This is a genomic window from Pseudomonas azerbaijanoccidentalis, from assembly GCF_019145495.1.
In the GTDB taxonomy this organism is placed as follows: Bacteria; Pseudomonadota; Gammaproteobacteria; order Pseudomonadales; family Pseudomonadaceae; genus Aquipseudomonas; species Aquipseudomonas azerbaijanoccidentalis.
The window spans coordinates 526,640-552,025 of sequence record NZ_JAHSTU010000002.1; the positions used below are offsets into that span (position 1 = coordinate 526,640).

27 protein-coding genes are annotated in these 25,386 nt (G+C 59.3%); 4 read left to right on the forward strand and 23 right to left on the reverse strand.

What is annotated here, in order from left to right; translation table 11 throughout:
- The first annotated feature begins 73 nt into the window (after window positions 1-73).
- Window positions 74-1,453, forward strand: a complete 1,380-nt coding sequence (gene xseA / locus KVG88_RS08920; RefSeq protein WP_150701949.1) for an exodeoxyribonuclease VII large subunit — start codon at window positions 74-76, stop codon at window positions 1,451-1,453.
- A gap of 3 nt (window positions 1,454-1,456) precedes the next feature.
- Complete coding sequence (locus KVG88_RS08925) at window positions 1,457-2,278, forward strand: peptidoglycan DD-metalloendopeptidase family protein (RefSeq protein WP_217871121.1); 822 nt, start codon at window positions 1,457-1,459, stop codon at window positions 2,276-2,278.
- A 172-nt stretch (window positions 2,279-2,450) separates the two neighbouring features.
- Here the strand turns inward: KVG88_RS08925 and KVG88_RS08930 are convergent, their stop codons facing one another.
- Complete coding sequence (locus tag KVG88_RS08930; RefSeq protein WP_217871122.1) at window positions 2,451-2,645, reverse strand: hypothetical protein; 195 nt, start codon at window positions 2,643-2,645, stop codon at window positions 2,451-2,453.
- A 165-nt stretch (window positions 2,646-2,810) separates the two neighbouring features.
- Between KVG88_RS08930 and leuA the strand changes: the two genes are divergently transcribed.
- Window positions 2,811-4,490 (forward strand): 2-isopropylmalate synthase, encoded by a 1,680-nt coding sequence (gene leuA / locus KVG88_RS08935; RefSeq protein WP_217871123.1) that lies wholly within the window; start codon window positions 2,811-2,813, stop codon window positions 4,488-4,490.
- A 164-nt stretch (window positions 4,491-4,654) separates the two neighbouring features.
- Here the strand turns inward: leuA and KVG88_RS08940 are convergent, their stop codons facing one another.
- The 21 genes from KVG88_RS08940 to trmJ all read right to left on the reverse strand — a co-directional run bounded on the left by KVG88_RS08940 (window position 4,655) and on the right by trmJ (window position 23,576).
- Complete coding sequence (locus tag KVG88_RS08940; RefSeq protein WP_217871124.1) at window positions 4,655-5,446, reverse strand: amidohydrolase; 792 nt, start codon at window positions 5,444-5,446, stop codon at window positions 4,655-4,657.
- On the reverse strand, window positions 5,434-6,582 hold the full coding sequence (locus tag KVG88_RS08945; RefSeq protein ID WP_217871125.1) for a pyridoxal phosphate-dependent aminotransferase: 1,149 nt from the start codon (window positions 6,580-6,582) through the stop codon (window positions 5,434-5,436). The genes KVG88_RS08940 and KVG88_RS08945 overlap by 13 nt, the downstream gene beginning before the upstream one ends.
- 222 nt (window positions 6,583-6,804) lie before the next feature.
- Window positions 6,805-8,274, reverse strand: a complete 1,470-nt coding sequence (der, locus tag KVG88_RS08950; protein WP_150701943.1) for a ribosome biogenesis GTPase Der — start codon at window positions 8,272-8,274, stop codon at window positions 6,805-6,807.
- Between the two features lie 139 nt (window positions 8,275-8,413).
- Window positions 8,414-9,565, reverse strand: coding sequence for an outer membrane protein assembly factor BamB (bamB, locus tag KVG88_RS08955; protein WP_150701942.1), 1,152 nt, complete (start codon window positions 9,563-9,565; stop codon window positions 8,414-8,416).
- On the reverse strand, window positions 9,558-10,199 hold the full coding sequence (locus tag KVG88_RS08960; RefSeq protein ID WP_217871126.1) for a tetratricopeptide repeat protein: 642 nt from the start codon (window positions 10,197-10,199) through the stop codon (window positions 9,558-9,560). Before KVG88_RS08960 ends, bamB begins: the two co-directional genes overlap by 8 nt.
- Window positions 10,200-10,241: 42 nt before the next feature.
- Window positions 10,242-11,531, reverse strand: coding sequence for a histidine--tRNA ligase (gene hisS / locus KVG88_RS08965; RefSeq protein ID WP_008057744.1), 1,290 nt, complete (start codon window positions 11,529-11,531; stop codon window positions 10,242-10,244).
- Between the two features lie 22 nt (window positions 11,532-11,553).
- Window positions 11,554-12,663, reverse strand: a complete 1,110-nt coding sequence (gene ispG / locus KVG88_RS08970) for a flavodoxin-dependent (E)-4-hydroxy-3-methylbut-2-enyl-diphosphate synthase (RefSeq protein WP_003185136.1) — start codon at window positions 12,661-12,663, stop codon at window positions 11,554-11,556.
- 3 nt (window positions 12,664-12,666) lie between these two features.
- Window positions 12,667-13,701, reverse strand: coding sequence for a RodZ domain-containing protein (locus KVG88_RS08975; RefSeq protein WP_217871127.1), 1,035 nt, complete (start codon window positions 13,699-13,701; stop codon window positions 12,667-12,669).
- The gene (pilW, locus tag KVG88_RS08980) at window positions 13,701-14,459 is read right to left on the reverse strand and encodes a type IV pilus biogenesis/stability protein PilW (RefSeq protein ID WP_150701939.1); all 759 of its coding nucleotides are present in this window, start codon (window positions 14,457-14,459) and stop codon (window positions 13,701-13,703) included. The genes KVG88_RS08975 and pilW overlap by 1 nt, the downstream gene beginning before the upstream one ends.
- Window positions 14,460-14,475: 16 nt before the next feature.
- On the reverse strand, window positions 14,476-15,618 hold the full coding sequence (gene rlmN, locus KVG88_RS08985) for a dual-specificity RNA methyltransferase RlmN (RefSeq protein ID WP_150701938.1): 1,143 nt from the start codon (window positions 15,616-15,618) through the stop codon (window positions 14,476-14,478).
- A 28-nt stretch (window positions 15,619-15,646) separates the two neighbouring features.
- Complete coding sequence (gene ndk, locus KVG88_RS08990) at window positions 15,647-16,072, reverse strand: nucleoside-diphosphate kinase (protein ID WP_007916882.1); 426 nt, start codon at window positions 16,070-16,072, stop codon at window positions 15,647-15,649.
- An 88-nt stretch (window positions 16,073-16,160) separates the two neighbouring features.
- Window positions 16,161-16,361 carry a Fe-S cluster assembly protein IscX gene (gene iscX, locus KVG88_RS08995; protein WP_008084655.1) on the reverse strand — a complete coding sequence of 67 codons (201 nt, stop codon included), beginning with the start codon at window positions 16,359-16,361 and terminating at the stop codon, window positions 16,161-16,163.
- 14 nt (window positions 16,362-16,375) lie between these two features.
- Window positions 16,376-16,717 carry an ISC system 2Fe-2S type ferredoxin gene (gene fdx, locus KVG88_RS09000; RefSeq protein ID WP_110660899.1) on the reverse strand — a complete coding sequence of 114 codons (342 nt, stop codon included), beginning with the start codon at window positions 16,715-16,717 and terminating at the stop codon, window positions 16,376-16,378.
- 2 nt (window positions 16,718-16,719) lie between these two features.
- A complete protein-coding gene (hscA, locus tag KVG88_RS09005; protein WP_150701937.1) occupies window positions 16,720-18,582 on the reverse strand; it encodes a Fe-S protein assembly chaperone HscA in 1,863 nt (620 codons plus the stop codon).
- Between the two features lie 51 nt (window positions 18,583-18,633).
- A complete protein-coding gene (hscB, locus tag KVG88_RS09010; protein ID WP_110660597.1) occupies window positions 18,634-19,155 on the reverse strand; it encodes a co-chaperone HscB in 522 nt (173 codons plus the stop codon).
- A gap of 8 nt (window positions 19,156-19,163) precedes the next feature.
- Window positions 19,164-19,487 carry an iron-sulfur cluster assembly protein IscA gene (iscA, locus tag KVG88_RS09015; RefSeq protein ID WP_003227904.1) on the reverse strand — a complete coding sequence of 108 codons (324 nt, stop codon included), beginning with the start codon at window positions 19,485-19,487 and terminating at the stop codon, window positions 19,164-19,166.
- Between the two features lie 34 nt (window positions 19,488-19,521).
- A complete protein-coding gene (iscU, locus tag KVG88_RS09020; RefSeq protein ID WP_007974006.1) occupies window positions 19,522-19,908 on the reverse strand; it encodes a Fe-S cluster assembly scaffold IscU in 387 nt (128 codons plus the stop codon).
- 101 nt (window positions 19,909-20,009) lie between these two features.
- Window positions 20,010-21,224, reverse strand: a complete 1,215-nt coding sequence (locus KVG88_RS09025; protein ID WP_034150842.1) for an IscS subfamily cysteine desulfurase — start codon at window positions 21,222-21,224, stop codon at window positions 20,010-20,012.
- Window positions 21,225-21,274: 50 nt separating this feature from the next.
- Window positions 21,275-21,766 carry a Fe-S cluster assembly transcriptional regulator IscR gene (gene iscR / locus KVG88_RS09030; RefSeq protein ID WP_003227911.1) on the reverse strand — a complete coding sequence of 164 codons (492 nt, stop codon included), beginning with the start codon at window positions 21,764-21,766 and terminating at the stop codon, window positions 21,275-21,277.
- Window positions 21,767-22,029: 263 nt separating this feature from the next.
- The gene (gene cysE, locus KVG88_RS09035; protein WP_217871128.1) at window positions 22,030-22,803 is read right to left on the reverse strand and encodes a serine O-acetyltransferase; all 774 of its coding nucleotides are present in this window, start codon (window positions 22,801-22,803) and stop codon (window positions 22,030-22,032) included.
- Between the two features lie 2 nt (window positions 22,804-22,805).
- Window positions 22,806-23,576, reverse strand: coding sequence for a tRNA (cytosine(32)/uridine(32)-2'-O)-methyltransferase TrmJ (trmJ, locus tag KVG88_RS09040; RefSeq protein ID WP_034150844.1), 771 nt, complete (start codon window positions 23,574-23,576; stop codon window positions 22,806-22,808).
- Window positions 23,577-23,722: 146 nt separating this feature from the next.
- Between trmJ and suhB the strand changes: the two genes are divergently transcribed.
- On the forward strand, window positions 23,723-24,541 hold the full coding sequence (gene suhB, locus KVG88_RS09045) for a type III secretion system regulator SuhB (protein ID WP_016984379.1): 819 nt from the start codon (window positions 23,723-23,725) through the stop codon (window positions 24,539-24,541).
- Between the two features lie 225 nt (window positions 24,542-24,766).
- Here the strand turns inward: suhB and KVG88_RS09050 are convergent, their stop codons facing one another.
- Window positions 24,767-25,318, reverse strand: a complete 552-nt coding sequence (locus KVG88_RS09050; protein WP_034150846.1) for a glycine zipper 2TM domain-containing protein — start codon at window positions 25,316-25,318, stop codon at window positions 24,767-24,769.
- Window positions 25,319-25,386 lie beyond the last annotated feature (68 nt).

Here is a 25,386-nt window from a genome sequence, read left to right on the forward strand (position 1 = left end):
AAAGATCGCAGCCTTCGGCAGCTCCTACAAGGGATCGTGCATTCAGTTGGAAAATGCCTTTAAACTGCGCCCCATGATTAAAGATCCCTTTGCAAGACTCGGTCTGGACCGCGAAGTCCTGACTGTCAGCCAGCTCAACGGCCGCGCGCGGGTGTTGCTTGAAGACGTGTTCAGCAACATCTGGGTCGAGGGCGAAATCTCCAACCTCGCGCGCCCGGCGTCCGGCCACGTGTACTTCACCCTCAAGGACAGCGGCGCCCAAGTGCGTTGCGCGCTGTTCCGGCAAAACGCTGCTCGGGTGCGTCAAGCACTGAAGGACGGCCTGGCGGTCAAGGTGCGTGGCAAAGTCTCGTTGTTCGAGGGCCGTGGCGATTACCAGCTGATTCTTGACACCGTAGAGCCCGCCGGCGACGGTGCGTTGCGCCTGGCTTTCGATGCCTTGAAAGAAAAGCTCAGCGCCGAAGGCCTGTTCAGTGCCGAGCGCAAAGTGCCGCTGCCGGCGCATCCGCAACGCATCGGCATCATCAGTTCGCCGACTGGCGCGGTGATCCGCGACATCATCAGCGTGTTCCGCCGCCGCGCACCGCAAATACAACTGACGCTGATTCCCACCGCCGTACAGGGCCGCGAAGCGACCGCACAGATTGTCCGCGCACTGAAACTGGCGGATGCACGCGGCTTCGATGCATTGATCCTGGCCCGTGGCGGCGGCTCGCTGGAAGACCTCTGGTGCTTCAACGAAGAAGCCGTGGCCCGCGCCGTCGACGCTTGCGTTACACCCATCGTCAGCGCCGTCGGCCATGAAACCGATGTCTCGATCAGTGACTTCGTCGCCGACGTCCGCGCCCCCACGCCGTCGGCCGCCGCCGAGCTGCTGGCACCGGATTCCAGCGATCTGGTGCGCCGGGTCGAAAGCCTGCATCGCCGACTGGTGATGCGCATGCGCGATCGGCTGATGCGTGATCGATTGCGCCTGGAAGGCATCTCGCGTCGCTTGCGTCATCCCGGCGAACGTCTGCGCCAGCAAGCGCAACGATTGGATGATCTGGACATGCGCATGCGCCGCGCCTTCGAACGCAGCCTCAATACCCGTCGCGAGCGGCTGATCCGTCTGGAGACACGTCTGGCCGGGCAACATCCTGGTCGACAATTGGCAATGTTGCGCCAACGCCTCGACAGCCTCGCCGAACGCCTGCCCCGCGCCATTCGCGAGGGCTTGAAGAGCCGTCGCTTGCAGTTGCAAAGCCAGATGCAGACGCTGCATGTGGTCAGCCCCTTGGCGACCCTCGGTCGTGGCTACAGCATATTGCTCGACGAGCGCGGCAACGCGATCCGCAACGCCAGCCAGACTCACACCGGCCAGCGCCTGAAGGCCAAGTTGGGTGAAGGCGAACTGCAAGTGCGGGTCGAAGACAATCACCTGACGCCCGTCACCCTTTCTTTACTGGATTGATCCATGCCGCGTTTTCTAGCTCCGCTGCTGTTGCTGTGCCTGACCTTCAACGCCCACGCCGACAGTTACATCACCCGTCTATTGAACAAACCGGTGCCGGGTGGCGTAGCCGTCGTGGACCTGGGTGTGTCGGCACAAGCACCGAAAGCCAGCTATCAAGGCAAACCAGTGTTGGTGGTCAAGGAACAGAACAACTGGCTGGCGATTGTCGGTGTGCCGTTGACCGTGAAACCCGGTACTCAGTCCATCAACAGTGGCGGTCGCAACCTGAGTTTCACGGTCGGCAACAAGAAATACCCGGAACAACGCATCACCCTGAAGAACACCCAGCAGGTCAATCCGAACCCGGACAATCTCAAGCGCATCGAGCGTGAACTGGCCGAACAGATTGCCGCCTATCGCACCTTCAGCCCGAACACACCAAGCAACCTGTTGCTGGACAAGCCGGTCAACGGCCCCCTGTCGAGCAAGTTCGGTGTGCGCCGTTTCTTCAATGGCGAAGAGCGTAACCCCCACTCCGGGCTCGATTTCGCCGTTGGCGCTGGCACACCGATCAAGACCCCGGCCGCGGGTAAAGTGATCCTGATCGGCAATTATTTCTTCAATGGCAACACGGTGTTTGTCGACCACGGTCAGGGCTTTATCAGCATGTTCTGCCACATGTCGAAAATCGACGTGAAGGTTGGTCAGCAACTGGCCCGCGGCGGCGTGGTGGGCAAGGTTGGCGCCACTGGCCGGGCAACCGGGCCGCACATGCACTGGAACATCAGCCTGAATGATGCGCGGGTGGACCCGGCGATTTTTATTGGGGCGTTTCAACCTTAAGCAAGATCAAAAGATCGCAGCCTTCGGCAGCTCCTACAACGCATCACCCCGTAGGAGCTGCCGCAGGCTGCGATCTTTTAGGACCTTACTCAACCTCCAAATCCTCAATCCCATGCACCTCCCGATCCGCCAGGCAGTGCTGGATCCGCTCCTGAGTCTCCTGCGAAAACCTTCAGCCGTGATCAACTCCCGCGCACACAACCCCAGCAAGTATCGATTGCGCATCGTTCAAACCTTGCGCAAACAACTCGAAGATCGTGAGCATCACGAGCAATAAAATCTCGATAAACAAGCGCTCACGAGTATTCCTCTCAATTTTTTTCGACTGCTTGCCATCCTCAACCCCCGAGGTTAGGGTTGAAGGCATGAAAACCTCTCACACCCTCATTCAGCTCCGCCAGCACCGCAGTTTGTGCCTCGTCAGCGCACGACTGCCGGGCTGAATCGCGGCGCCTCGTCCCAAGCGTTACCCAAGAACTTTTGATCCACCGGCAGGCCGCCTTTTTTCGGCCCACACAATAAGGATTTCCCGATGAGCATGCTCAAAGACCCGTCTTCGAAATACCGCGCGTTCCCGACCATCGACATCCCGGACCGTACCTGGCCGTCGAAAACCATCACTGCCGCGCCGATCTGGTGCAGCTCCGACTTGCGTGATGGCAACCAGTCGTTGATCGAACCGATGGACGCCGTCAAGAAACTGCGCTTCTGGAAAACCCTGGTGCAGGTCGGCGTGAAAGAAATTGAAGCGTCGTTCCCGGCCGCTTCGCAAACCGACTTCGACTTCGTCCGCACCCTGATCGAAGGCAACCACATCCCGGACGACACCACCATCCAGGTGTTGACCCAGGGCCGTGAAGACCTGATCGAACGCACCTTCGAATCCCTGCGCGGCGCGAAGAAAGCCATCGTTCACCTGTACAACGCGACCTCCCCTTCCTTCCGCCGCATTGTCTTCAACCAGGACAAGGACGGGATCAAGGAAATCGCGGTAAGCGCGGCCAAGCTGTTCGTCAAATACGCGGCCATGCAGCCGGACACCGAATGGACCTTCGAGTACTCGCCGGAAACCTTCAGCGCCACCGAGCTTGAGTTCGCCAAGGAAGTCTGCGACGCGGTGATCGAGGTGTGGAACCCGACGCCTGAGCACAAGATGATCCTCAACCTGCCGGCCACCGTCGAATGCGCGACCCCGAACATCTACGCCGACCAGATCGAATGGTTCGGCCGTCACATCAACCGTCGTGACAGCGTGATCATCAGCCTGCACACCCACAACGACCGTGGCACTGGCGTTGCGGCCACCGAGCTGGGCCTGATGGCTGGCGCCGACCGTGTCGAAGGCTGCCTGTTCGGCAACGGCGAGCGTACCGGTAACGTCGACCTCGTGACCGTGGCCCTGAACATGTACACCCAGGGCCTCGACCCTCAGTTGGACTTCTCCGACATCGACGGCGTGCGTAAAGTCGTCGAAGAGTGCAACCAGATCCAGGTGCATCCGCGTCACCCGTACGTCGGCGACCTGGTGCATACCGCGTTCTCCGGCTCGCACCAGGATGCTATCCGCAAGGGCTTCGCCCAGCAGAAATCCGATGCACTGTGGGAAGTGCCTTACCTGCCAATCGACCCGGCCGATATCGGCCGCAGCTACGAGGCGGTCATCCGCGTCAACAGCCAGTCGGGCAAGGGCGGTATCGCGTACCTTCTGGAGCAGGAATACGGCATCAGCCTGCCGCGTCGCATGCAGATCGAGTTCAGCCAGGTCGTACAGCGTGAAACCGATCGTCTGGGCCTGGAAATGACCGCCAAGCAGATCCACTCGCTGTTGATCAGCGAGTACCTGCAAGCCAACACCCCGTACGCGCTGGTCAGCCATCGCCTGCAGGAAGAAAACGGCAACAGCGCCGTTGAAGTGGAAGTGGCCAGCAAAGGTCAGGGCGAAACCAATCTGCACTGGCGCGGCAAAGGCAACGGTGCTTTGGAAGCACTGGTGGCCGGTCTGCCGATCCCTGTGGAAATCATGGACTACAACGAGCACGCCATCGGCGCGGGCACCAATGCCAAGGCTGCGGCCTACATTGAACTGCGTGTGAACGGCGAGCGTGCGGTGCACGGCGTGGGTATCGATGAAAACATCACCACCGCCAGCTTCAAGGCACTGTTCAGTGCGCTGAACCGGTCGCTGAGCCAGCCGGAAGCGAAAGCGGCATAAGCCACCGCAGAAATGCAAAAGGCCCCGGGGTGTGAACCTCGGGGCCTTTTTTGTTGGTGCGGTTTTAAGATCAAAAGATCGCAGCCTTCGGCAGCTCCTACGTTGGAACGCGCCCCCCTGTAGGAGCTGCCGAAGGCTGCGATCTTTTGGAGTACACCGGAATATCAGGTGAACTCAAAGGTATCGGCATCCAGATTCGCAGGAAACCGCGCGCGATAAGCCGCCAGCTCCGCCGCATCCAGTGTCACCTTAAACACCCCATCCGCCTCCCCCGCACTGAGCAACGTTTCACCCTGGAAATCCAGCACCTGACTGTCACCGGTGTACGCAAAGCCTTTACCGTCGGTGCCGATTCGATTCACCGCCGCCACATAACACAGGTTTTCAATTGCCCGCGCCGGCAACAAACGGTTCCAGTGCTGGCGACGCGCACCCGGCCAGTTGGCGGTGTACAGCAGCAGGTCAGTGTCCTGAGCGTCGCGACTCCACACCGGGAAGCGCAAGTCGTAGCAAATCAGCGGTCGCACGCGCCAGCCCTTGAGTTCGAACTGCACCTGACGTTCGCCGGGGGTGTAGTGATTGTGCTCGCCGGCCATGCGGAACAGGTGACGCTTGTCATAGTGCAAGACTTCGCCATCCGGCCGCGCCCACAACAGACGATTGCGATGGCTGCCATCGGCCGCCTGAACGATCACGCTGCCGGTGATCACCGCATCCAGCTTCGCCGCCTGAACACGCAGCCATTTACTGGTGGGGCCGTTTTCCGCCTCGGCGAGCGTCTCGGACTCCATCGAAAAACCGGTGGTGAACATCTCCGGCAGAATGATCAAGTCAGCGCCACGAGACTGTTCCAGCAACGGTTCGAAATGCTCCAGGTTGGCCTGACGATCATGCCAGGCCAAGGAAGTCTGGATCAGCGCAACGGTCAGGTTCGGCAGTGCACTCAGATCACGCATAGTTTTTCCGCTGCTTCACGCAGGGTCTCCTCGCGTTTGGCAAAACACAGTCGCACCAGGCGCTGGCCTTCAGGCGGCGTCTGGTAGAACACCGAGATCGGGATACTGGCCACGCCATGTTCGCGAGTCATCCACAAGGCCATCTCGACATCATTGAGGTCCGGGCGGATCTGCGAGTAATCGACCAGCTGGAAATAAGTACCGGTCACGCGTTTGAAGCTGAAGCGCGACGGCGCCAGCAGATCGCAGAACAGATCGCGCTTGGCCTGATAGAAACCCGGCAACTCTTCCACATGTTCAGGGTGCAAGGCCATGAAATCGGCCAGCGCAAATTGCAGCGGCGTGACACCGCAGAAGCTCACGTATTGGTGAACCTTGCGCAGTTCCGCCGTCAGGGCCGGTGGCGCGACCACGTAGCCGGTTTTCCAACCGGTGACGTGATAAGTCTTGCCGAACGAGCTGACCACGAAGGCACGCTGATACAACTCTTCATGGTTCAGCACGCTGACGTGCGGTACGCCGTCGAACACCAGGTGTTCGTAGACTTCGTCGCTGACCAGATAGATATCGCGATCACGGATCAAATCCGCCAACTGATCCAGCTCGGCACGGCTGATCAGTGCGCCACTCGGATTGTGCGGCGTGTTCAGCACAATCATTCGTGTACGCGGCGTGATGGCCTCAGCGAGTTTCTGGAAGTCGATCGAGAAGTCATTCAGGCCGAGCTGCACATGCACGCAACGGCCACCGGCCAGCTCCACCGACGGCTCGTAACTGTCGTAGCACGGATCGAAAACGATCACTTCGTCACCGCTGTGGATAACCGCCTGAATCGCGCAGAAGATCGCTTGGGTGGCGCCTGGAGTGATGGTCACTTCGTTGTCGGCATCGACAGTGACGCCGTAGCTGCGCGCAATTTTCGCCGCCACTTGCTGACGCAATGCCGGCAGGCCGGTCATCGGTGAATACTGGTTATGCCCGTTGGCCACATGACGCCCGACTGCATCGCACAGCGCCTGCGGGGCATCGAAATCGGGGAAACCCTGGGACAGGTTGATCGCCCCGGTTTGTGCCGCGAGTTGAGACATCTGAGTGAAGATAGTGATGCCGACATTCGGCAGCTTACTGGTGATCATCGGTGATTCCCTGCTCTACACCCGGCTCTAACGGCGGCGCGGGGAGTCCGAGGATAGCCCAAACGGCGCCCATAAAAAAAGGGCGCTCCAGTGAGCGCCCTCCTTATGACCGAGCCCTGTAGGAGCTGCCGCAGGCTGCGATCCTTTGATTTTGATCTTAAACAAGATCAAAACATCGCAGCCTGCGGCAGCTCCTACAAAAGCGGGGACAGCCTTCAGAAATCAGCGCTTGTCGCGGCGCTTCTTGTCGGCCTTCTTGTGGTGCGACATCAAGCGACGCTTCTTGTTGACCTGACGGTCGGTGAGCGAGTTCTTGTTGCCTTCGTACGGGTTCTCGCCGCCCTTGAACTCGATGCGGATCGGCGTACCGACCAGCTTCAGCACACGGCGGTAAGTGTTCTCCAGATAGCGCACATACGACTTCGGCACTTTCTCGATCTGGTTACCGTGGATCACGATGATCGGCGGGTTCGCACCACCCAAGTGGGCATAGCGCAGCTTGATCCGGCGATTGTTGACCATCGGTGGCGCGTGCTCGCCAACAGCGTCTTCCAGGATCTGGGTCAGACGGTTGGTCGGCCAGCGGGTGACCGCGGACTTGAACGAGTTCTGTACGGAAGCGTAGAGGTTGCCCACGCCAGTGCCGTGCAGCGCCGAGATGAAGTGGATGTCGGCGTAGTCAACGAAGAACAGGCGACGTTGCAACTCGACCTTCACGAAGTCGCGCTCGCTCGGGGTCATGCCGTCCCACTTGTTGATCGCGATGACCAGCGCACGGCCCGACTCAATGGCGAAGCCCAGCAGGTTGAGGTCGTGATCGACCACGCCTTCGCGGGCGTCCATCACGAAGATCACCACGTTGGCGTCTTTGATCGCCTGCAGGGTTTTGACCACGGAGAACTTTTCGACTTCTTCGTGGATCTTGCCGCGCTTGCGCACACCGGCGGTGTCGATCAGCGTGTACTTCTCGTCGTTACGCTCGAACGGGATGTAGATACTGTCGCGGGTGGTGCCGGGCTGGTCATAAACGATAACCCGGTCTTCACCGAGCATGCGGTTGACCAGGGTCGACTTGCCAACGTTCGGACGGCCGATGATGGCGATCTTGATGCCGTCTTTTTCGCTCGGGCCAGGAATGCGCTTGGCTTCCTCGCCTTCGGCAACGATCTCTTCCTCGCCGTCTTCCGGCTCTTCTTCGTCTTTCGGGAAGTCGCCCAAGGCGATTTCCAGCATCTGGGTGATGCCACGGCCGTGAGCACCGGCGATAGGAATCGCGTGGCCCATGCCCAACGGAGCGAATTCGGCGCGGGCCATTTCAGGGTCGATGTTGTCGACCTTGTTGGCCACCACGTAGGAACGCTTGTTACGTTTGCGCAAATGCTCGGCGATCATCTGGTCGGCCGCGGTGAAACCGGCCTTGGCATCTACCAGGAACAGAACAACATCCGCTTCTTCAATGGCCAGCAGCGACTGCTCGGCCATTTTTTCGTCCATACCGTGCTCGTCACCGGAGATACCGCCGGTGTCGACCAGAATGTAGGAACGCCCTTGCCACTTGGCCTCACCGTATTGGCGATCACGGGTCAGACCGGACAAGTCGCCGACGATGGCGTCGCGAGTCCTGGTCAGGCGGTTGAACAAGGTGGACTTGCCGACGTTCGGTCGGCCCACCAGGGCGATTACGGGAACCATGCGGCTCTCCACTTCGTTATTTCAGAAAATACAAAAGCCGCTGCAGGCAGCGGCTGGTGCTCGGGGCAGCGCCTGTAAGCGCTGCGAGCCCCGCAGAACGGGGCCGCTTGGGGAACTAACCCCAAGCATAGTCAAACCTTTACTTGATGGTCAGGGCTTCCAGTTTGCCGCTGTTGCCATACACATAAATCGTGTCACCCACCACCAGCGGACGGGCACGCAGGCCGTCGCTGTCGATGCGCTCGCGGCCGACGAAACGACCGTCCACCTGACTCAGCAGGTGCAGGTAACCTTCCAGGTCACCGACTGCAACGTAGCTGGAGAACACTTCCGGAGCCGACAGTTGACGGCGGGCCAGCGAGTCGTTTGTCCACAAGGCTGTGGTGGAACGCTCGTCGACGCCTTCAACGGTGCCCGAAGACAGGCTCACATAAACGGTACCGAAACCCTGGGCGACGCCGGCATAGCTGGAAGCATCACGCTGCCAGAGCTGACGACCGCTTTCCAGGTCCAGTGCCGCAACGCGACCCTGGTAGCTGGCGACATACAAAGTACCGCCGGACAGCAGCAAGCCGCCGTCGATGTCGACAACACGCTCCAGCTCCGAACGACCTTGCGGGATCGCTACACGCTGCTCCCAAACCGGCACGCCGTTGGAAATATCCAGAGCGACCACTTTACCGGTCGACAGGCCAGCCACCGCGAGGCGGTTGGTGACGATCGGCGCACTGGTGCCGCGCAGGGTCAGCACCGCAGGGGTGCTGTCATACAACCAGCGCTGGTTGCCGGTCGCGGCATCCAGACCGATCAGACGATCGTCCTGGGTCTGAACCACAACCACATCACCGTTGTTGGCTGGCGGTGCGAGGACTTCGCTGGACACGCGAGCGCGCCATTTCTCTTCGCCGTTGATGGCGTCCAGGGCAACGATTTCACCCTTGATCGTACCGATCGTCAGCAGACCGTAACCCACGCCAACGGCGCCGGAAACAGGCAGTTCGAGATCTTTCTTCCACTTGACGTCGCCGTTGCTGCGATCCAGCGCCATCACCACACCGGTCACGTCGGCGGCATAGATGGTATCGCCATCGACCGCAGGCACCAGCATGTTGTAGGTTTCGCCCTGACCGTCACCGATCGAACGACTCCACTGTTTTTGCAGAACCACTTCTTCTTTGAAGTCGGTCAACTCGGCCGGTGGCAATTCTTTCTTGCTGTTGCTGCTGCAACCCGCGGCCAGAATGGCCAGAGCCAGCAATGCTGCATGTTTCCAACGGATCACGTCACGCATCCCCTTTGGCCAGGTCGTCCAGCTTGATTTGTAGGCCACCGACCGCCGCTTCATCCGACAGTGCCGCCTTGGCTTTTTGATACGCCGCGTGTGCTTCATCGGTACGACCCAACTGCACCAGCAGGTCGCCCTTGAGTTCTTCACGAGTGGCCAGGAACGCCTTGTCGGCGTCGCCTTCAAGCAGTTTCAGGGCTTCATCGGCCTTGTTCTGCGCGGCCAGTACCTGCGCCAGACGCTGACGAGCGATTTCGCCCAGCGCCGGGTTGGCTGGCTTGGCAACAATGGCTTTCAGTTCGCTGGAGGCGTCATCGAGCTTGCCGCTGTCGACGGCGACTTTCGCCACGAACAGGCTGCCGTACTGCGCGTACGCGCTGCCGCCGAACTCGCTGTTGAGCTTGCCGGCCAGGTCCGAAACACGGGCCGCGTCAGGCTTGCCATCAGGGGGCAGCGTGGTTTCCAGCAACTGCTGATAGAGCACCGAGGCGCCTTGCGACTGGTTGCTCTGATACTTCTGGAACGCCTGCCAGCCGAACACGATGACCAGCGCCAACAGGCCACCAGTGACCAGGGGCTTGCCGTTGCGTGACCACCAATCCTTCAAATCCGCCAAATTTTCGTCTTCGGTACTCGACACCCCAATACTCCTTAATCGCTAATTCGGCTGCTTAAGACAGCTTCAACCCTGCACGACGCAGGTGGCCAGGTGAGCGGCAAGCGCATCCCAGGCAATGCTTTGTTGTTCGCCCTGGCCACGCAGGGGTTTGAAACCTACCACTTGCTGGGCCATCTCGTCGTCACCGAGGATCAGTGCATACAGCGCACCGCTCTTGTCGGCTTTCTTGAACTGGCTTTTGAAGCTGCCGGCGCCGGCATTCACTTGCAGACGCAGGTTGGGTAATTGATCACGAACACGCTCGGCCAGGGCCAGACCGGCCAGCTCGGCTTCTTCACCGAAGGCGCAGAGGTAGACGTCGACCTGACGGGAGATCTCTTCAGGGATCTGCTCCAGGGTTTCCAGCAACAGCACCAGACGCTCGATGCCCATGGCGAAACCAACGCCGGCAGTCGGCTTGCCGCCCATCTGCTCGACCAGGCCGTCGTAACGACCACCGGCACACACGGTGCCTTGGGCGCCCAGTTTGTCGGTGACCCATTCGAAAACGGTCTTGCTGTAGTAATCCAGCCCGCGAACCAGCTTCGGGTTGATCACGTACGGAATGCCGGCGGCGTCCAGGCGAGCCTTGAGGCCCTCGAAGTGCACGCGGGATTCTTCGTCGAGGTAGTCGGCCATTTTCGGCGCATCGACCAGGATCGCCTGAGTATCGGCGTTCTTGGTGTCGAGGACGCGCAAAGGGTTGGTCTTCAGGCGGCGCTGGCTGTCTTCGTCCAGTTTGTCCAGGTGACCGGACAGGAACTCGACCAGGGCTTCGCGATAACGACCACGGGATTCGCTGGTGCCCAGGCTGTTGAGTTCGAGCTTGACCGCATCACGGATGCCCAGTTCGCCCCACAGACGCCAGGTCAACACGATCAGCTCGGCATCGATGTCCGGACCGTCGAGGTTGAACACTTCGACACCGATTTGGTGAAACTGGCGATAACGGCCTTTCTGCGGACGTTCGTGGCGGAACATCGGGCCGATGTACCAGAGCTTCTGCACCTGGCCACCGCCGGTGATGCCGTGCTCGAGCACTGCGCGCACGCAGGCGGCCGTGCCTTCAGGACGCAGGGTCAGGGAATCGCCGTTGCGGTCGTCGAAGGTGTACATCTCTTTTTCGACGATGTCGGTCACTTCACCGATGGAGCGTTTGAACAGCTCGGTGAACTCAACGATCGGCATGCGGATCTGCTTGTAACCGTAGTTATCCAGCAGACGCGAAACGGTGCCTTCGAAATGACGCCACAGGGGAGTCTGTTCGGGCAGGATGTCGTTCATGCCACGAATGGCTTGCAGAGACTTGCTCACAAAAATTCCTTAATTCGTTCGATCAGCCGCGCGCAATTACCGCAGCGTCAGCTTCGACCTTCTCGGCCGCTTTCTGGCGGATCAAGCGTTCAAGCTCATCCACCAGATTGTCATTCGTCAGTTTCTGCGACGGCTTGCCATCGATGTAAATCAGGTTGGGCGTGCCGCCGGTCAAGCCGATATGGGCTTCCTTGGCTTCACCCGGGCCGTTGACCACACAACCGATCACTGCGACATCCAGCGGCACCAGCAGATCTTCGAGGCGCCCTTCCAGCTCGTTCATGGTCTTGACCACATCGAAGTTCTGCCGCGAGCAGCTCGGGCAGGCGATGAAGTTGATGCCACGGGAACGCAGGTGCAGGGATTTGAGAATGTCGTAGCCGACTTTCACTTCCTCGACCGGATCGGCCGCCAACGAGATGCGGATAGTATCGCCAATCCCTTCGGCGAGCAGCATACCGAGGCCCACGGCAGATTTCACTGTGCCGGAACGCAATCCACCGGCTTCGGTGATGCCCAGGTGCAGCGGCTGAACGATTTCTTTCGCCAGCAGGCGATAGGCTTCGACGGCCATGAACACGTCGGAGGCTTTCACGCTGACCTTGAAGTCCTGGAAGTTCAGGCGCTCAAGGTGCTCGACGTGGCGCAGGGCCGATTCGACCAGCGCGGCCGGAGTCGGCTCGCCGTATTTCTTTTGCAGGTCTTTTTCCAGGGAACCGGCGTTCACGCCGATACGGATCGGGATCCCGCGATCACGGGCGGCATCGACCACCGCGCGCACGCGGTCTTCGCGACCGATGTTGCCCGGGTTGATCCGCAGGCAGTCCACACCGAGTTCGGCGACGCGCAATGCGATGCGGTAATCGAAGTGGATGTCAGCAACCAACGGCACTTTGACCAGTTGCTTGATCTTGCCGAATGCTTCGGCAGCGTCCATGTCCGGTACGGAAACCCGCACGATATCGACGCCGGCCGCTTCCAGACGATTGATTTGTGCGACGGTCGCCGCGACATCGTTGGTGTCGCTGTTGGTCATGCTCTGCACAGCGATAGGCGCATCGCCGCCAACAGGAACGTTACCGACCCAGATCTTGCGCGATTCGCGTCGTTTGATTGGAGATTCGCCGTGCATGACTTATTGACCCAACTTCAGGCGAGCAGTCTCGCCACTGGTGAACGGAGCAACATCAACCGCCTGACCGTTGTAATTGACCTGTGCGCCACGGGCATAACCCAGACGGACAGCGAACGGCGGTTTGCCGCTGACGGAAACATTGTCGCCTTTACGTTTAAGACCGCTGAACAGCACTTTGCCGCTACCGTCGGTCACTTGTGTCCAGCAATCAGCCGTGAACTGAATTTGTACCTGGCCTTGACCGGCCGCCGGTGCAGCAGCCACCGGGGCTGGTGAAGGAGCACTCGGCGCAACAGGGGCAGTGACAACCGGGGCTGGAACGGCCGGCACAGCTGGAGCTGGCGTCGCGGGAGTTGCCGCGGCTGTGCTGTGAGTTGGCGCAGCCGCTACTGGTGCGGTCGGCGCAACAGGCGCGGCAGCAGGCGCAGTGGCCTGGGTTTCAGCAGGTGCTTCAGCCGAAGTCTCGGCTTGTGGCAACGCCAGTTCGGTCTCGCCTTCAGCTTGGCCTTGCGCGACAGCCTGGTCTTCCGGCTCGTCCAGCGGATGAATCTGGGTCGTACCGTCGGCACCTTCGACTTCAACGTGTTCCGGGGTCAGGCCGACCAGGTCCTTGGTGCGCAGCGAGGTTTGATCCTGCCACCAGACAAAACCGCCGCCAATGACCGCCACCAGCAACAACAGGCTGACGATACGCAAGATGGTGTGGGAAACCCGCACCGGCTCTTCGATACGACCCAGGCTATGCACACTGCTGCCTTGGGAGTCGGTGCCGGTGGATTGATCGAATTGCTGAACCAGAACGGCCTGGTCCATGCCGAGCAATTTGGCATAGGCGCGAATATAGCCACGGGCGAAGGTATGCCCAGGCAGCTTGTCGAAAGCACCGGCTTCCAGATTGCTCAGGGAAGTGGTGGTGAGGTTGAGCTTGAGGGCCACCTCGGCTAGCGACCAGCCATTGCTTTCGCGGGCCTGGCGCAAGGTCTCACCGGGGTTTACGCGATTCGCTGCTACAACTTCAGGATGCGCCGCTTTCATCATTGCTCCGACAGGTATTGCTGATATTCCGGTGTACCGGGATAGAGTCGTTTTAATTGCAGGCCAAAACTGGCCGCCTTGTCGCGATCTTCAAACACTTTGGCCAGCCGAACGCCGAGCAATAGACTACGTGCATTTTGCTCGGTGAGCAGGCTAAAACGATCGTAATAGTCACGCGCGGGCACATAATGCCTGTCTTCGTAAGACAACTCAGCCATTTCCAGCAATGCGCGTGGTTGTTGGCGGTTCAGGCGCAGGGCTTTTTCCAGTTGCTGCTGGGCCAACTCACGTTGACCGAGCATTGAAGCGGTCATGCCAAGGTTCTCGAACACGCGCGAACGCTCAGGATACAGGGTATCGGCGGCGGCCTGTTCGAAGCGCTCGTAGGCTTCCTTGTAACGTTTTTGCTCGAACAGAAAGCTGCCGTAATTGTTGAGGATTCGCGCGTCGGCGGGACGTGAAGACAGCGCCTTGCGAAAATGCTCGTCGGCCAGTTCCGGCTCCATCTCGGCCTGAAACACCAACCCCAGCGCCGCGTTGGCATCAGGGTCGGAGCTGTCGAGCTCCAGCGCTTTCTTCAAGGGGACTTTGGCGCGTTCGGTCATGCCTTGTTGCAGATAACCGATACCGAGTTGCACATAGGCCTCCCGCGCTTCATCACGGCCCTTGCTGGTCTTCATCGGGTTGTAATCGCCCGAAAGCACGCAGCCAGCACACAGGCTGGCCAACAGCAAAAGCAGCGCAAAGCGCAGGGACATAGAGATCCTCTCTTGTTTATTTCGCGGCGTTTTGCGCTACATCGTTTTCGGCGTTGAGTTCACGCACGGCGATATAACGTTCGCTGCGACGGGTGCGATCCAGCACCTGCCCTACCAGTTGACCACACGCCGCGTCGATGTCTTCACCACGGGTGGTGCGAACAGTGACGTTGAAACCGGCATGGTGAAGCTGATCCTGGAACCGGCGAATGGCGTTGTTGCTCGGCCGCTCGTAACCGGAATGCGGGAACGGGTTGAACGGGATCAGGTTGATCTTGCACGGAATGTTCTTGAGCAACTCGATCATTTCCACGGCGTGCTCGACCTTGTCGTTCACGTCTTTGAGCAAGGTGTACTCGATAGTCAGCACGCGCTTTTCGCCCAGGGACGACATGTAGCGCTGGCACGACTCGAGCAGCATCTTAAGCGGATATTTCTTGTTGATCGGCACCAATTGGTTACGCAATGCGTCATTCGGTGCGTGCAGCGACAACGCCAGGGAGACGTCGATGTGCTTGGACAGCTCGTCGATCATCGGTACCACGCCGGAGGTCGACAGGGTCACACGGCGCTTGGAAATGCCGTAGCCCAGGTCGTCCATCATCAAATGCATGGCCGCGATGACGTTGTCGAAGTTCAGCAGCGGCTCACCCATGCCCATCATCACCACGTTGGTGATGGCACGGTCGACGGTTGCCGGGACGCTGCCAAAGGATTTGTTGGCAATCCACACCTGGCCGATGACTTCGGCGGCGGTGAGGTTGCTATTGAAGCCTTGCTTGCCGGTGGAGCAGAAACTGCAATCCAGGGCACAGCCTGCCTGGGACGAAACGCACAAGGTGCCGCGTTTGCCCTGGGGAATGTAAACGGTCTCGACGCAGCTGCCGGACGCCACGCGCACCACCCACTTACGGGTGCCGTCGCTGGAGATGTCCTCGCTGACCACTTCCGGACCACGGACCTCAGCAACAGCCTTGAGCTTCTCGCGCAAGGCCTTGCTGACGTTCGTCATGGCGTCAAAATCATCGACGCCAAAGTGGTGAATCCATTTCATTACCTGACCGGCACGGAAACGCTTCTCCCCGATTGAGTCGAAGAATTTTTCCATTTCCTGTTGAGTCAGACCCAGCAGGTTAGTTTTTACAGTCGATGTAGTCATGGATTCACCTTCACTCTTAAGCCAATGCTTAGCGAGTGGTTACTTCAGTAGCTGCGAAGAAGTACGAGATTTCGCGAGCAGCAGCGGCTTCGGAGTCCGAACCGTGTACAGCGTTGGCGTCGATGGAATCAGCGAAGTCAGCGCGGATGGTGCCGGCAGCAGCTTCTTTAGGGTTGGTAGCGCCCATCAGCTCACGGTTCAGAGCGATAGCGTTTTCGCCTTCCAGAACCTGAACGACAACCGGACCGGAGATCATGAAAGCAACCAGGTCGCCGAAGAAACCACGAGCGCTGTGCTCAGCGTAGAAGCCTTCAGCTTCAGCTTTGGACAGTTGCTTCAGTTTCGAAGCTACAACGCGCAGGCCGGCTTTTTCGAAACGAGTGGTGATCTCGCCGATAACGTTTTTTGCAACTGCGTCAGGCTTGATGATGGAGAAAGTACGTTGAACAGCCATGGTGTAACTCCAGAAACGGTAATTTGCGAAAAATTAAACCCGCGAATTATACGCGGGTTCTTGGGTATTGCCTAACCTGCAAGGACGATCAGTCCAATTCTTCGGCCCAGAGCGTCTGAACCGCTTCCAAGACCTTCTCGCCAACTCGACCAGAGGTATTGTCGAAATCCGGCAGCTCTTTGATCCATTGTTGCAGATCGACAAAATTGACAGAAAACGGGTCTACGCCCGGCTTGGCCTCGGCCAATTCTTCTGCAATACGTTGAACATCATTCCAACCGTAGCTCATGACAGTCTTACCAGTCAGTGCGGCGCTTCGGCCGCATGGTTAAGCGAATATTTCGGAATCTCGACGGTCAGGTCTTCGGTACCGACTTTGGCCTGACAAGCCAGACGCGACTGAGCTTCCAGCCCCCAAGCCTTATCAAGATAGTCTTCCTCCAGCTCATCAGCTTCTTCCAGCGAGTCGAAACCTTCGCGAATCAGACAGTGACAAGTGGTGCAGGCGCAGACGCCACCGCAAGCGCTTTCCATCTCGATGTGGTGTTCGTGGGCCAGTTCGAGGATCGAGGTACCGGTTTCGGCCTCAACAACCATGCCTTCAGGGCAGAACTTCTCGTGTGGCAGAAAAATGACCTGCGGCATCGTTATTCCTCAATCTCGTTCAGGTTGCGGCCCGCCAGAGCGGCTTTCACGGTCGAATCCATACGACGGGCAGCAAAAGCATCAGTCACTTGCGACAGACGCTTGGTCTGCTGCTCGATGGCGAAACCATCGGTGCCTTTCATCAGTTCGGTCAGTTCCTGTACCTGCATGTCGATGACCATGCGCTCTTCTGCGTCGAGCAGGCGCTCGCCATCGACTTCAAGCGCAGCCTGCACGGCTTCAACCAGACGCTGGGCGTCCACCTGCTGCTCGCGCAATACGCGGGCAACCTTGTCGTCGTTGGCGTGCTGGAACGAGTCCTTGAGCATCTTGGCGATTTCGCCGTCTGTCAGACCGTAGGACGGCTTGACCTGGATGCTGGCCTCGACGCCCGAACCCAGTTCACGGGCAGAAACACTGAGCAGACCGTCGGCATCGACCTGGAAGGTCACGCGAATTTTCGCCGCACCGGCAACCATAGCTGGAATGCCGCGCAATTCGAAGCGTGCCAGGGAGCGACAGTCGCTGATCAGCTCGCGCTCGCCCTGTAACACGTGGATCGCCATGGCCGACTGGCCGTCTTTATAAGTGGTGAAGTCCTGGGCGCGAGCGACGGGGATGGTGGTGTTGCGTGGAATCACCTTCTCCATCAGGCCGCCCATGGTTTCCAGCCCCAGGGACAATGGAATCACGTCCAGCAGCAGCAGTTCATCGCCGTCGCGCTTGTTGCCCGCCAGGGTATCGGCCTGGATCGCAGCACCAATGGCCACCACTTGATCCGGGTCGATTTCAGTCAGCGGCTGACGACCGAAGGCTTCCGCCACGGCTTCGCGAACGCGAGGTACGCGGGTCGAACCACCCACCATGACCACCGCATGCACGTCTTCCAGTTCGACACCGGAATCGCGAACAGCGCGACGGCAGGCTTTAAGACTGCGCGCGACCATCGGCTCGATCAACGCATCGAAGGCTTCGCGGGTCAGCTCGGCTTTCCAGTCGCCATGGACCACTTCGACCGACGGGGCATTGGTCAACGCTTCTTTGGCCGCGCAGGCGGTTTGCAGCAGTTGACGCTGCGCACCCGGATCGAGATCGGCGGACAAGCCCGCGCTCTCAATGATCCAGCCAGCGATGGCGTGGTCGAAGTCATCGCCGCCTAGGGCACTGTCGCCCCCGGTAGCCAGGACTTCGAAGACACCGCCGGTCAGGCGCAGAATCGAAATATCGAAGGTGCCGCCGCCCAGGTCGTAAATCGCGACCAGGCCTTCGGCATGCTGATCCAGACCATACGCCACCGCGGCTGCGGTCGGCTCGTTGAGCAAACGCAGCACGTTCAGACCAGCCAGTTTGGCCGCGTCCTTGGTGGCTTGACGCTGAGCGTCGTCGAAATAGGCTGGAACCGTGATCACCGCGCCGACCAGTTCACCGCCCAAGGTCGCTTCAGCGCGCTGACGCAGAACCTTGAGGATATCGGCAGAGACTTCGACCGGGCTTTTTGGGCCCTGAATCGTCTCGATGAACGGCATGTGCGACTCGCCACCGACAAAGCGGTACGGCAGCTGGTCGCCCAATTGCTTGACGTCGGACAGACCACGACCCATCAAGCGCTTGACCGACAGCACAGTGTTCAAGGGATCGGTAGCGGCAGCCAGTTTGGCGGATTCGCCAACCTCGACGCGATCAGCGTGATAGCGCACGGCCGACGGCAGGATGACCCGCCCTTCTGCGTCGGCAAGCGGCTCGGAAAGACCACTGCGCAATGCAGCGACCAGCGAATTGGTAGTGCCCAAGTCGATTCCCACAGCCAGGCGACGCTGGTGCGGTTGAGGACTTTGGCCGGGTTCGGCGATCTGCAGTAGGGCCATCGTTATCAGGACTTATCTGTATATCAGGCGTGCGACCGGAGCGGCACTGGGTTAATCGTCGAGGCGCTCTTCTAACTGGCGCACTTCGTAGGTGAGCTTGTCGAGGAACTGCATGCGCCGCATCAGGCGTTCGGCCTTTTCGCGTTGCGCGGCATCGTTCCAGCAAGCTGCGAAGCTTTGGTTCAGTTCATCCTGGGCAGCCTTCAGGCGACGCTTGAAGACGGCAACGCCCTTGAGGTCGGCGCTGTCCTGCAGGTCTTCGAGCTCTTCGCGCAACTCCATCTGTTGCAGAAGAAACTCCGGATCATGCACCGTGACCTCCAGCGGCAGCTCGCCACCATTCAAGGCGAGCAGGTAACGCGCGCGCTTGGGTGGGTTCTTGAGCGTCTGGTAGGCCTCGTTGAGGCTCGCGGATTGCTCTAGCGCCAGCCGCTGCTCACGCTCGGAAGCGTCGGCAAAGCGGTCCGGATGAACACTGCGCGCCAACTCACGGTAGCGCGTAGCCAGCTGGTCGAGGTCCAGATCGAAACTCGGTTGCAGCTCAAATAAAGCGAAATGACAAGGAGTACCCACGACAAGCCTCAGATGTTGAAGCTTTCGCCGCAGCCACATTCACCGCGTACGTTGGGGTTGTTGAACTTGAAGCCTTCGTTCAACCCTTCCTTGACGAAATCGAGCTCGGTGCCGTCCAGGTAGGCCAGGCTTTTCGGGTCGATAATCACTTTTTCGCCGTGACTTTCGAACACCTGATCCTCTGCAACCACCTCGTCGACAAACTCCAGCACATAGGCAAGGCCGGAACAGCCTGTGGTGCGAACACCCAGACGAATCCCTTCACCTTTGCCGCGCCCGTCGAGGGAGCGCCGCACGTGTCGAGCAGCCGCTTCTGTCATGCTGATAGCCATCGGTGACTCCTTACTCGTCGCCAAAACTCGAAAATCAGATCAAGCCTTTCTTCTGCTTGTAATCGCGAACAGCGGCCTTGATGGCGTCTTCAGCGAGTACCGAGCAGTGAATTTTCACTGGCGGCAGGGCCAGTTCTTCAGCCAGCTGAGTGTTCTTGATGGTTTCCGCTTCGTCCAGAGTCTTGCCCTTCATCCACTCGGTGGCGAGGGAGCTGGAGGCGATAGCCGAACCGCAGCCGTAGGTCTTGAACTTGGCATCTTCGATGATACCGGCGTCGTTGACCTTGATCTGCAGGCGCATCACGTCGCCGCACGCCGGAGCGCCGACCATGCCGGTGCCGACATCAGGATCTTCCGCGTCCATCTTGCCGACGTTGCGCGGGTTTTCGTAGTGGTCGATGACCTTTTCGCTGTAAGCCATGATTCTCAATCCTCACTCATCAGGGCCGCTATTGAGACCCTGTAGTTGCGCTGCGTTTACCGCCGCGCTGCTACAGGACCTGTATCCGGCGGCTTCTATAGTTAGTGTGCCGCCCACTCGATCTTCGAGATATCGACGCCGTCTTTGTACATGTCCCACAGCGGCGACAGAGCGCGCAGCTTGGTAACGGCCTCGCAGACTTTCTGCGCGGCGTAATCGATTTCTTCTTCGGTGGTGAAGCGGCCGAAGGTGAAGCGGATCGAGCTGTGTGCCAGTTCGTCATTGCGGCCCAGGGCGCGCAGTACGTACGAAGGCTCCAGGGACGCCGAGGTGCAAGCCGAACCGGACGAAACCGCCAGATCCTTGAGCGCCATGATCAGCGACTCGCCTTCAACGTAGTTGAAGCTCAGGTTCAGGTTGTGCGGAACGCGGGCGGTCAGGCTGCCGTTGACGTACAGCTCTTCCAGGTGCTCGACCTGTTTGTAGAAACGGTCGCTCAAAGCCTTGATGCGCACGTTCTCGGCAGCCATGTCTTCCTTGGCTACACGGAACGCTTCGCCCATGCCGACGATCTGGTGAGTAGCCAGGGTGCCGGAACGCATGCCGCGCTCGTGACCGCCGCCGTGCATGGTCGCTTCGATACGTACGCGCGGCTTGCGGCTTACGTACAGGGCGCCGATGCCTTTAGGACCGTAGGTCTTGTGGGCAGAGAACGACATCATGTCGACTTTCAGCTTCTGCAGGTCGATCTCGACCTTGCCGGTGGACTGAGCGGCGTCGACGTGGAACAGGATGCCTTTGGAACGCAGCAGTTCGCCGATCGCAGCGATGTCGTTGACGGTGCCGATTTCGTTGTTCACGTGCATGACCGAAACCAGGATGGTGTCGTCGCGCAGTTCGGCTTCGATCATCTCTGGAGTTACCAAGCCGTCGGTGCGAGGCTCGATGTAGGTCACTTCAAACCCTTCACGCTCCAGTTGGCGCATGGTGTCGAGGACAGCCTTGTGCTCAATCTTGGTGGTGATCAGGTGCTTGCCTTTGGTGGCATAGAAATGTGCCGCACCCTTGATTGCCAGGTTGTCGGATTCAGTGGCACCGGAGGTCCAGACGATTTCACGCGGATCGGCGTTGACCAGATCGGCCACCTGACGACGGGCGTTTTCGACGGACTCTTCAGCTTTCCAGCCGAACACGTGGGAACGGGACGCCGGGTTACCGAAGTTTCCGTCGACCAGCAGGCACTCACTCATCTTTTGCGCGACACGCGGATCAACCGGGGTAGTCGCAGAGTAATCAAGGTAAATCGGCAATTTCATGGACTATCTCCTAAATCAGGCTGGCTGGCGCGCCGCTTGCTCTGTGGCTGTCATTCGACGGCGGACGCTTCAATCTTGTCCAGGCGTGGCGCCTTGCTGTTGCAACGGCGTTGATCCTGACGCTGGGCTACTTCTTGCACCTCACGGCGAGTCACAAGGTCAGCCAAGCTGATACCGCTCAGAAATTCGTGGATCTGCAGGCTCAGGTCGCACCACAAGTGGTGAGTCAGGCAAGTGTCACCGGAATGGCAATCGCCCTGGCCCTGGCATTTGGTTGCATCGACCGATTCGTTTACCGCATCGATCACCTGGGCGACCTGGATACCCTGCATGTCGCGAGACAGCTGGTAGCCGCCGCCTGGACCGCGAACGCTGGACACCAGGTTGCTGCGGCGCAGCTTGGCGAAAAGCTGTTCGAGGTAGGACAGGGAGATGCCTTGGCGCTCGGAGATATCGGCCAGGGACACGGGCCCGTGCTGCGCGTGCAACGCCAGATCGAGCATGGCGGTCACGGCGTATCGGCCTTTTGTAGTCAGTCGCATGGACAATTACCACGGAGTTCGGAATGGGGCGAGTATGCAATTCCCGAGTATTTAAGTCAACTATAAGACCTAGTACTTTAGTCAGGTTTACCCGCAAAAGAGCGGGCGCATCATAGCAGGGTCTGTGGCGTAATGGCACACCGGTCGGCGCTCTGCCATTGTCTAAATGCGACCTGCGTAGGAGCCGCCGAAGGCTGCGATCTTTTGATCTTGCCCTCTAAGATCAAAAGATCGCAGCCTTCGGCAACTCCTACACAAAGGCATCAGCCAGCCTGCTGGCCCTTGTCCTTCACACAGGCAAAGTCTTCTTCGCGCAGTTCAGGCAGATCTTTCGCACAGTAATTACTGCCCAGATCCTTCAACGCCCCGCACATCCCCTCCAGACGCCCATCGACTGCCTGCAAGTGATCGAGCAACTGGTTAATGGCGCGGGCCACCGGATCCGGCATGTCTTCGGTCACGCCGTAGGCATCAAAACCGATCTTCTCGGCCATGGCCTTGCGCTTGGCATCCTGCTCTTCATCGGACTTGACGATGATGCGCCCCGGAATACCCACCACAGTGGCACCCGGCGGGACTTCTTTGGTCACAACGGCATTGGAACCGACCTTGGCCCCGGCACCGACCGTGAACGGACCGAGTACCTTGGCGCCCGCGCCGACCACCACGCCATCACCCAGCGTCGGGTGACGCTTGCCTTTATTCCAGCTGGTGCCGCCCAGGGTCACGCCCTGATAAATGGTCACGTCGTCGCCGATTTCGGCGGTCTCACCGATGACGATGCCCATGCCATGGTCAATGAAGAAGCGTCGACCGACCTTTGCGCCCGGGTGAATCTCGATCCCGGTCAACCAGCGACCGAAGTTCGATACCAGCCGTGCCAGCCATTTCAGGTCGGCGCGCCAGAGCATTGCCGACAAACGGTGAATCCAGATGGCGTGCATGCCTGGGTAGCAAGTCAGGACTTCAAAAGCGTTACGCGCCGCCGGGTCTCGATGGAATACGCTTTGGATATCTTCACGCAAACGCTCAAACATCATTAATCCTTCCGCTTTAGAAGCTCACCACGGGCCGCTTTTTGGGTTTCCGTGAGGATGCCACGCAATATATTCATTTCCGCCCGGCTGACCGAGCTGCGTCCGTACAACCGGCGCAGGCGCGCCATCAAGTGCCGTGGCTTTTCCGGATCGAGGAATTCGATGGCCACCAGGGTTTGCTCCAGGTGCTCATAGAATCGTTCCAGCTCATCCATGGTCGCCAGCTCAGCGCTTTTGACCGAAGCCACTTCTTCCTTCTCGACCTTGCTCGGCTGGCCTTGAGCCGCGAGCCAGGACATGCGCACTTCATAACTCAACACCTGCACCGCTGCCCCAAGGTTCAGCGAGCTGAACTCAGGGTCTGATGGTATGTGCACGTGATAATGACATCGCTGCAGCTCTTCGTTGGTCAGGCCGGAATCTTCACGACCGAATACCAGGGCGATCTCCGCGCCCTGCCCGGCTTCCTCGACCACCTTCGTTCCGCATTCGCGGGGATCGAGCAATGGCCAGGGAATGCGCCGGTCGCGGGCGCTGGTGCCGAGCACCAGGTTGCAGCCGACCAAGGCATCTTCCAAGGTGGCGACGACTTGCGCGTTTTCAAGGATGTCACCGGCACCGGAAGCACGGGCATCGGCTTCGTGATGCGGGAACACACGGGGCTCGACCAGCACCAGCCGCGACAGCCCCATGTTCTTCATGGCACGCGCAGCCCCGCCGATATTGCCCGGATGGCTGGTATTGACCAGGACGACACGAATGTTTTGCAGCAAGGGAGGCGCTCTCGAACACAATAATCGGGAGCCGAATCTTACAGCTGAACCTACCGTTAAGCCATGAAAGCGAACGTCGTCCTTCTCCTGTAGAAACTTTCTGATAGAATGCCCGGCTTTCTTTAACAACCTTAGGTGACACATCCATGCAGCCCATGCTGAATATCGCGCTGCGCGCCGCCCGCAGCGCCAGTGAATTGATCTTCCGCTCCATCGAGCGCCTGGATACCATCAAGGTCGACGAAAAAGACGCCAAGGATTACGTATCCGAGGTGGATCGCGCCGCTGAACAGAAAATCATCGACGCCCTGCGCAAGGCTTACCCGAATCACTCGATCCGCGGTGAAGAGACCGGCCTGCACGCCGGCACCGGCATCGAAGGCGAAGAGTACCTGTGGATCATCGATCCGCTGGACGGCACCACCAACTTCCTGCGCGGCATTCCTCACTTCGCTGTCAGCATTGCCTGCAAATACCGCGGTCGTCTTGAGCACGCTGTTGTTCTGGACCCGGTTCGCCAGGAAGAATTCACCGCCAGCCGTGGTCGCGGCGCTCAACTGAACGGTCGTCGCCTGCGCGTCAGCGGTCGCACCAGCCTCGACGGCGCCCTGCTGGGTACCGGCTTCCCGTTCCGTGACGACCAGATGGACAACCTCGACAACTACCTGGGCATGTTCCGCGCCCTGGTTGGCCAGACTGCCGGCATCCGTCGCGCTGGCTCGGCGAGCCTGGACCTGGCCTACGTGGCTGCCGGTCGTTTCGACGCTTTCTGGGAGTCGGGCCTGTCCGAGTGGGACATGGCTGCAGGCGCCCTGTTGATCCAGGAAGCTGGCGGCTTGGTGAGCGACTTCACCGGCGGTCACGATTTCCTTGAAAAAGGCCACATCGTTGCCGGCAACACCAAATGCTTCAAGGCAGTACTGACGGCGATCCAGCCGCACCTGCCGGCCTCGCTGAAGCGCTAAGCTTCCAGCGACACAAAAAAGCACCCTTCGGGGTGCTTTTTTTATACCCGAAATCCCCCCCTGTAAGAGCTGCCGAAGGCTGCGATCTTTTGATTTTGTTTTCAAAAAGATCAAGATCAAAAGATCGCAGCCTTCGGCAGCTCCTACGGGGAAATCAGTCATCGCTGATAAAGTTGCGGGCACAAAAAAGCACCCCGAAGGGTGCTTCTTTTTACGCTGAGCTACTTATTGAGCCGGTTCGTTCTGAGACAGGATCAACTTGCCTTCCTTATCCACCGGAATCTGGTTGCCTGGATCACGATCCATGCGCACCTTGCCTTCCTTGCCGTCCAGCGAATAGCGCACGTCGTAACCGACGACCTTGTCACTGATGTCGTTCACCGTATTACAACGGGTTTGGGTCGTGGTGTAGGTGTCACGCTCTTGCATGCCCTCCTGAACCTTGTTACCGGCATAACCACCGCCGACCGCGCCTGCCACCGTGGCAATCTTCTTGCCGGTGCCGCCGCCGATCTGGTTACCCAACAGACCACCAGCCAGTGCACCTACCACGGTACCGGCGATCTGGTGTTGATCTTTCACCGGCGCTTGCCGGGTGACCGTGACGTCCTTGCACACTTCACGTGGAGTCTTGATTTGTGTCTTGACCGGCTCAACGGCGAGTACTTGCGCGTACTCAGGGCCGTTATCTTTAACCAGGCTGTAGGTGGCCACAGCACCCCCGGCAGTCACACCGACAGCACCCAATACCGCACCAACCAGCATCGACTTGTTCACATGAACCTCCTGACCATCACCCGCGGAACATGTCCGCGCTTCTCCCAGCCTTGGAGCATAAAAAAAGG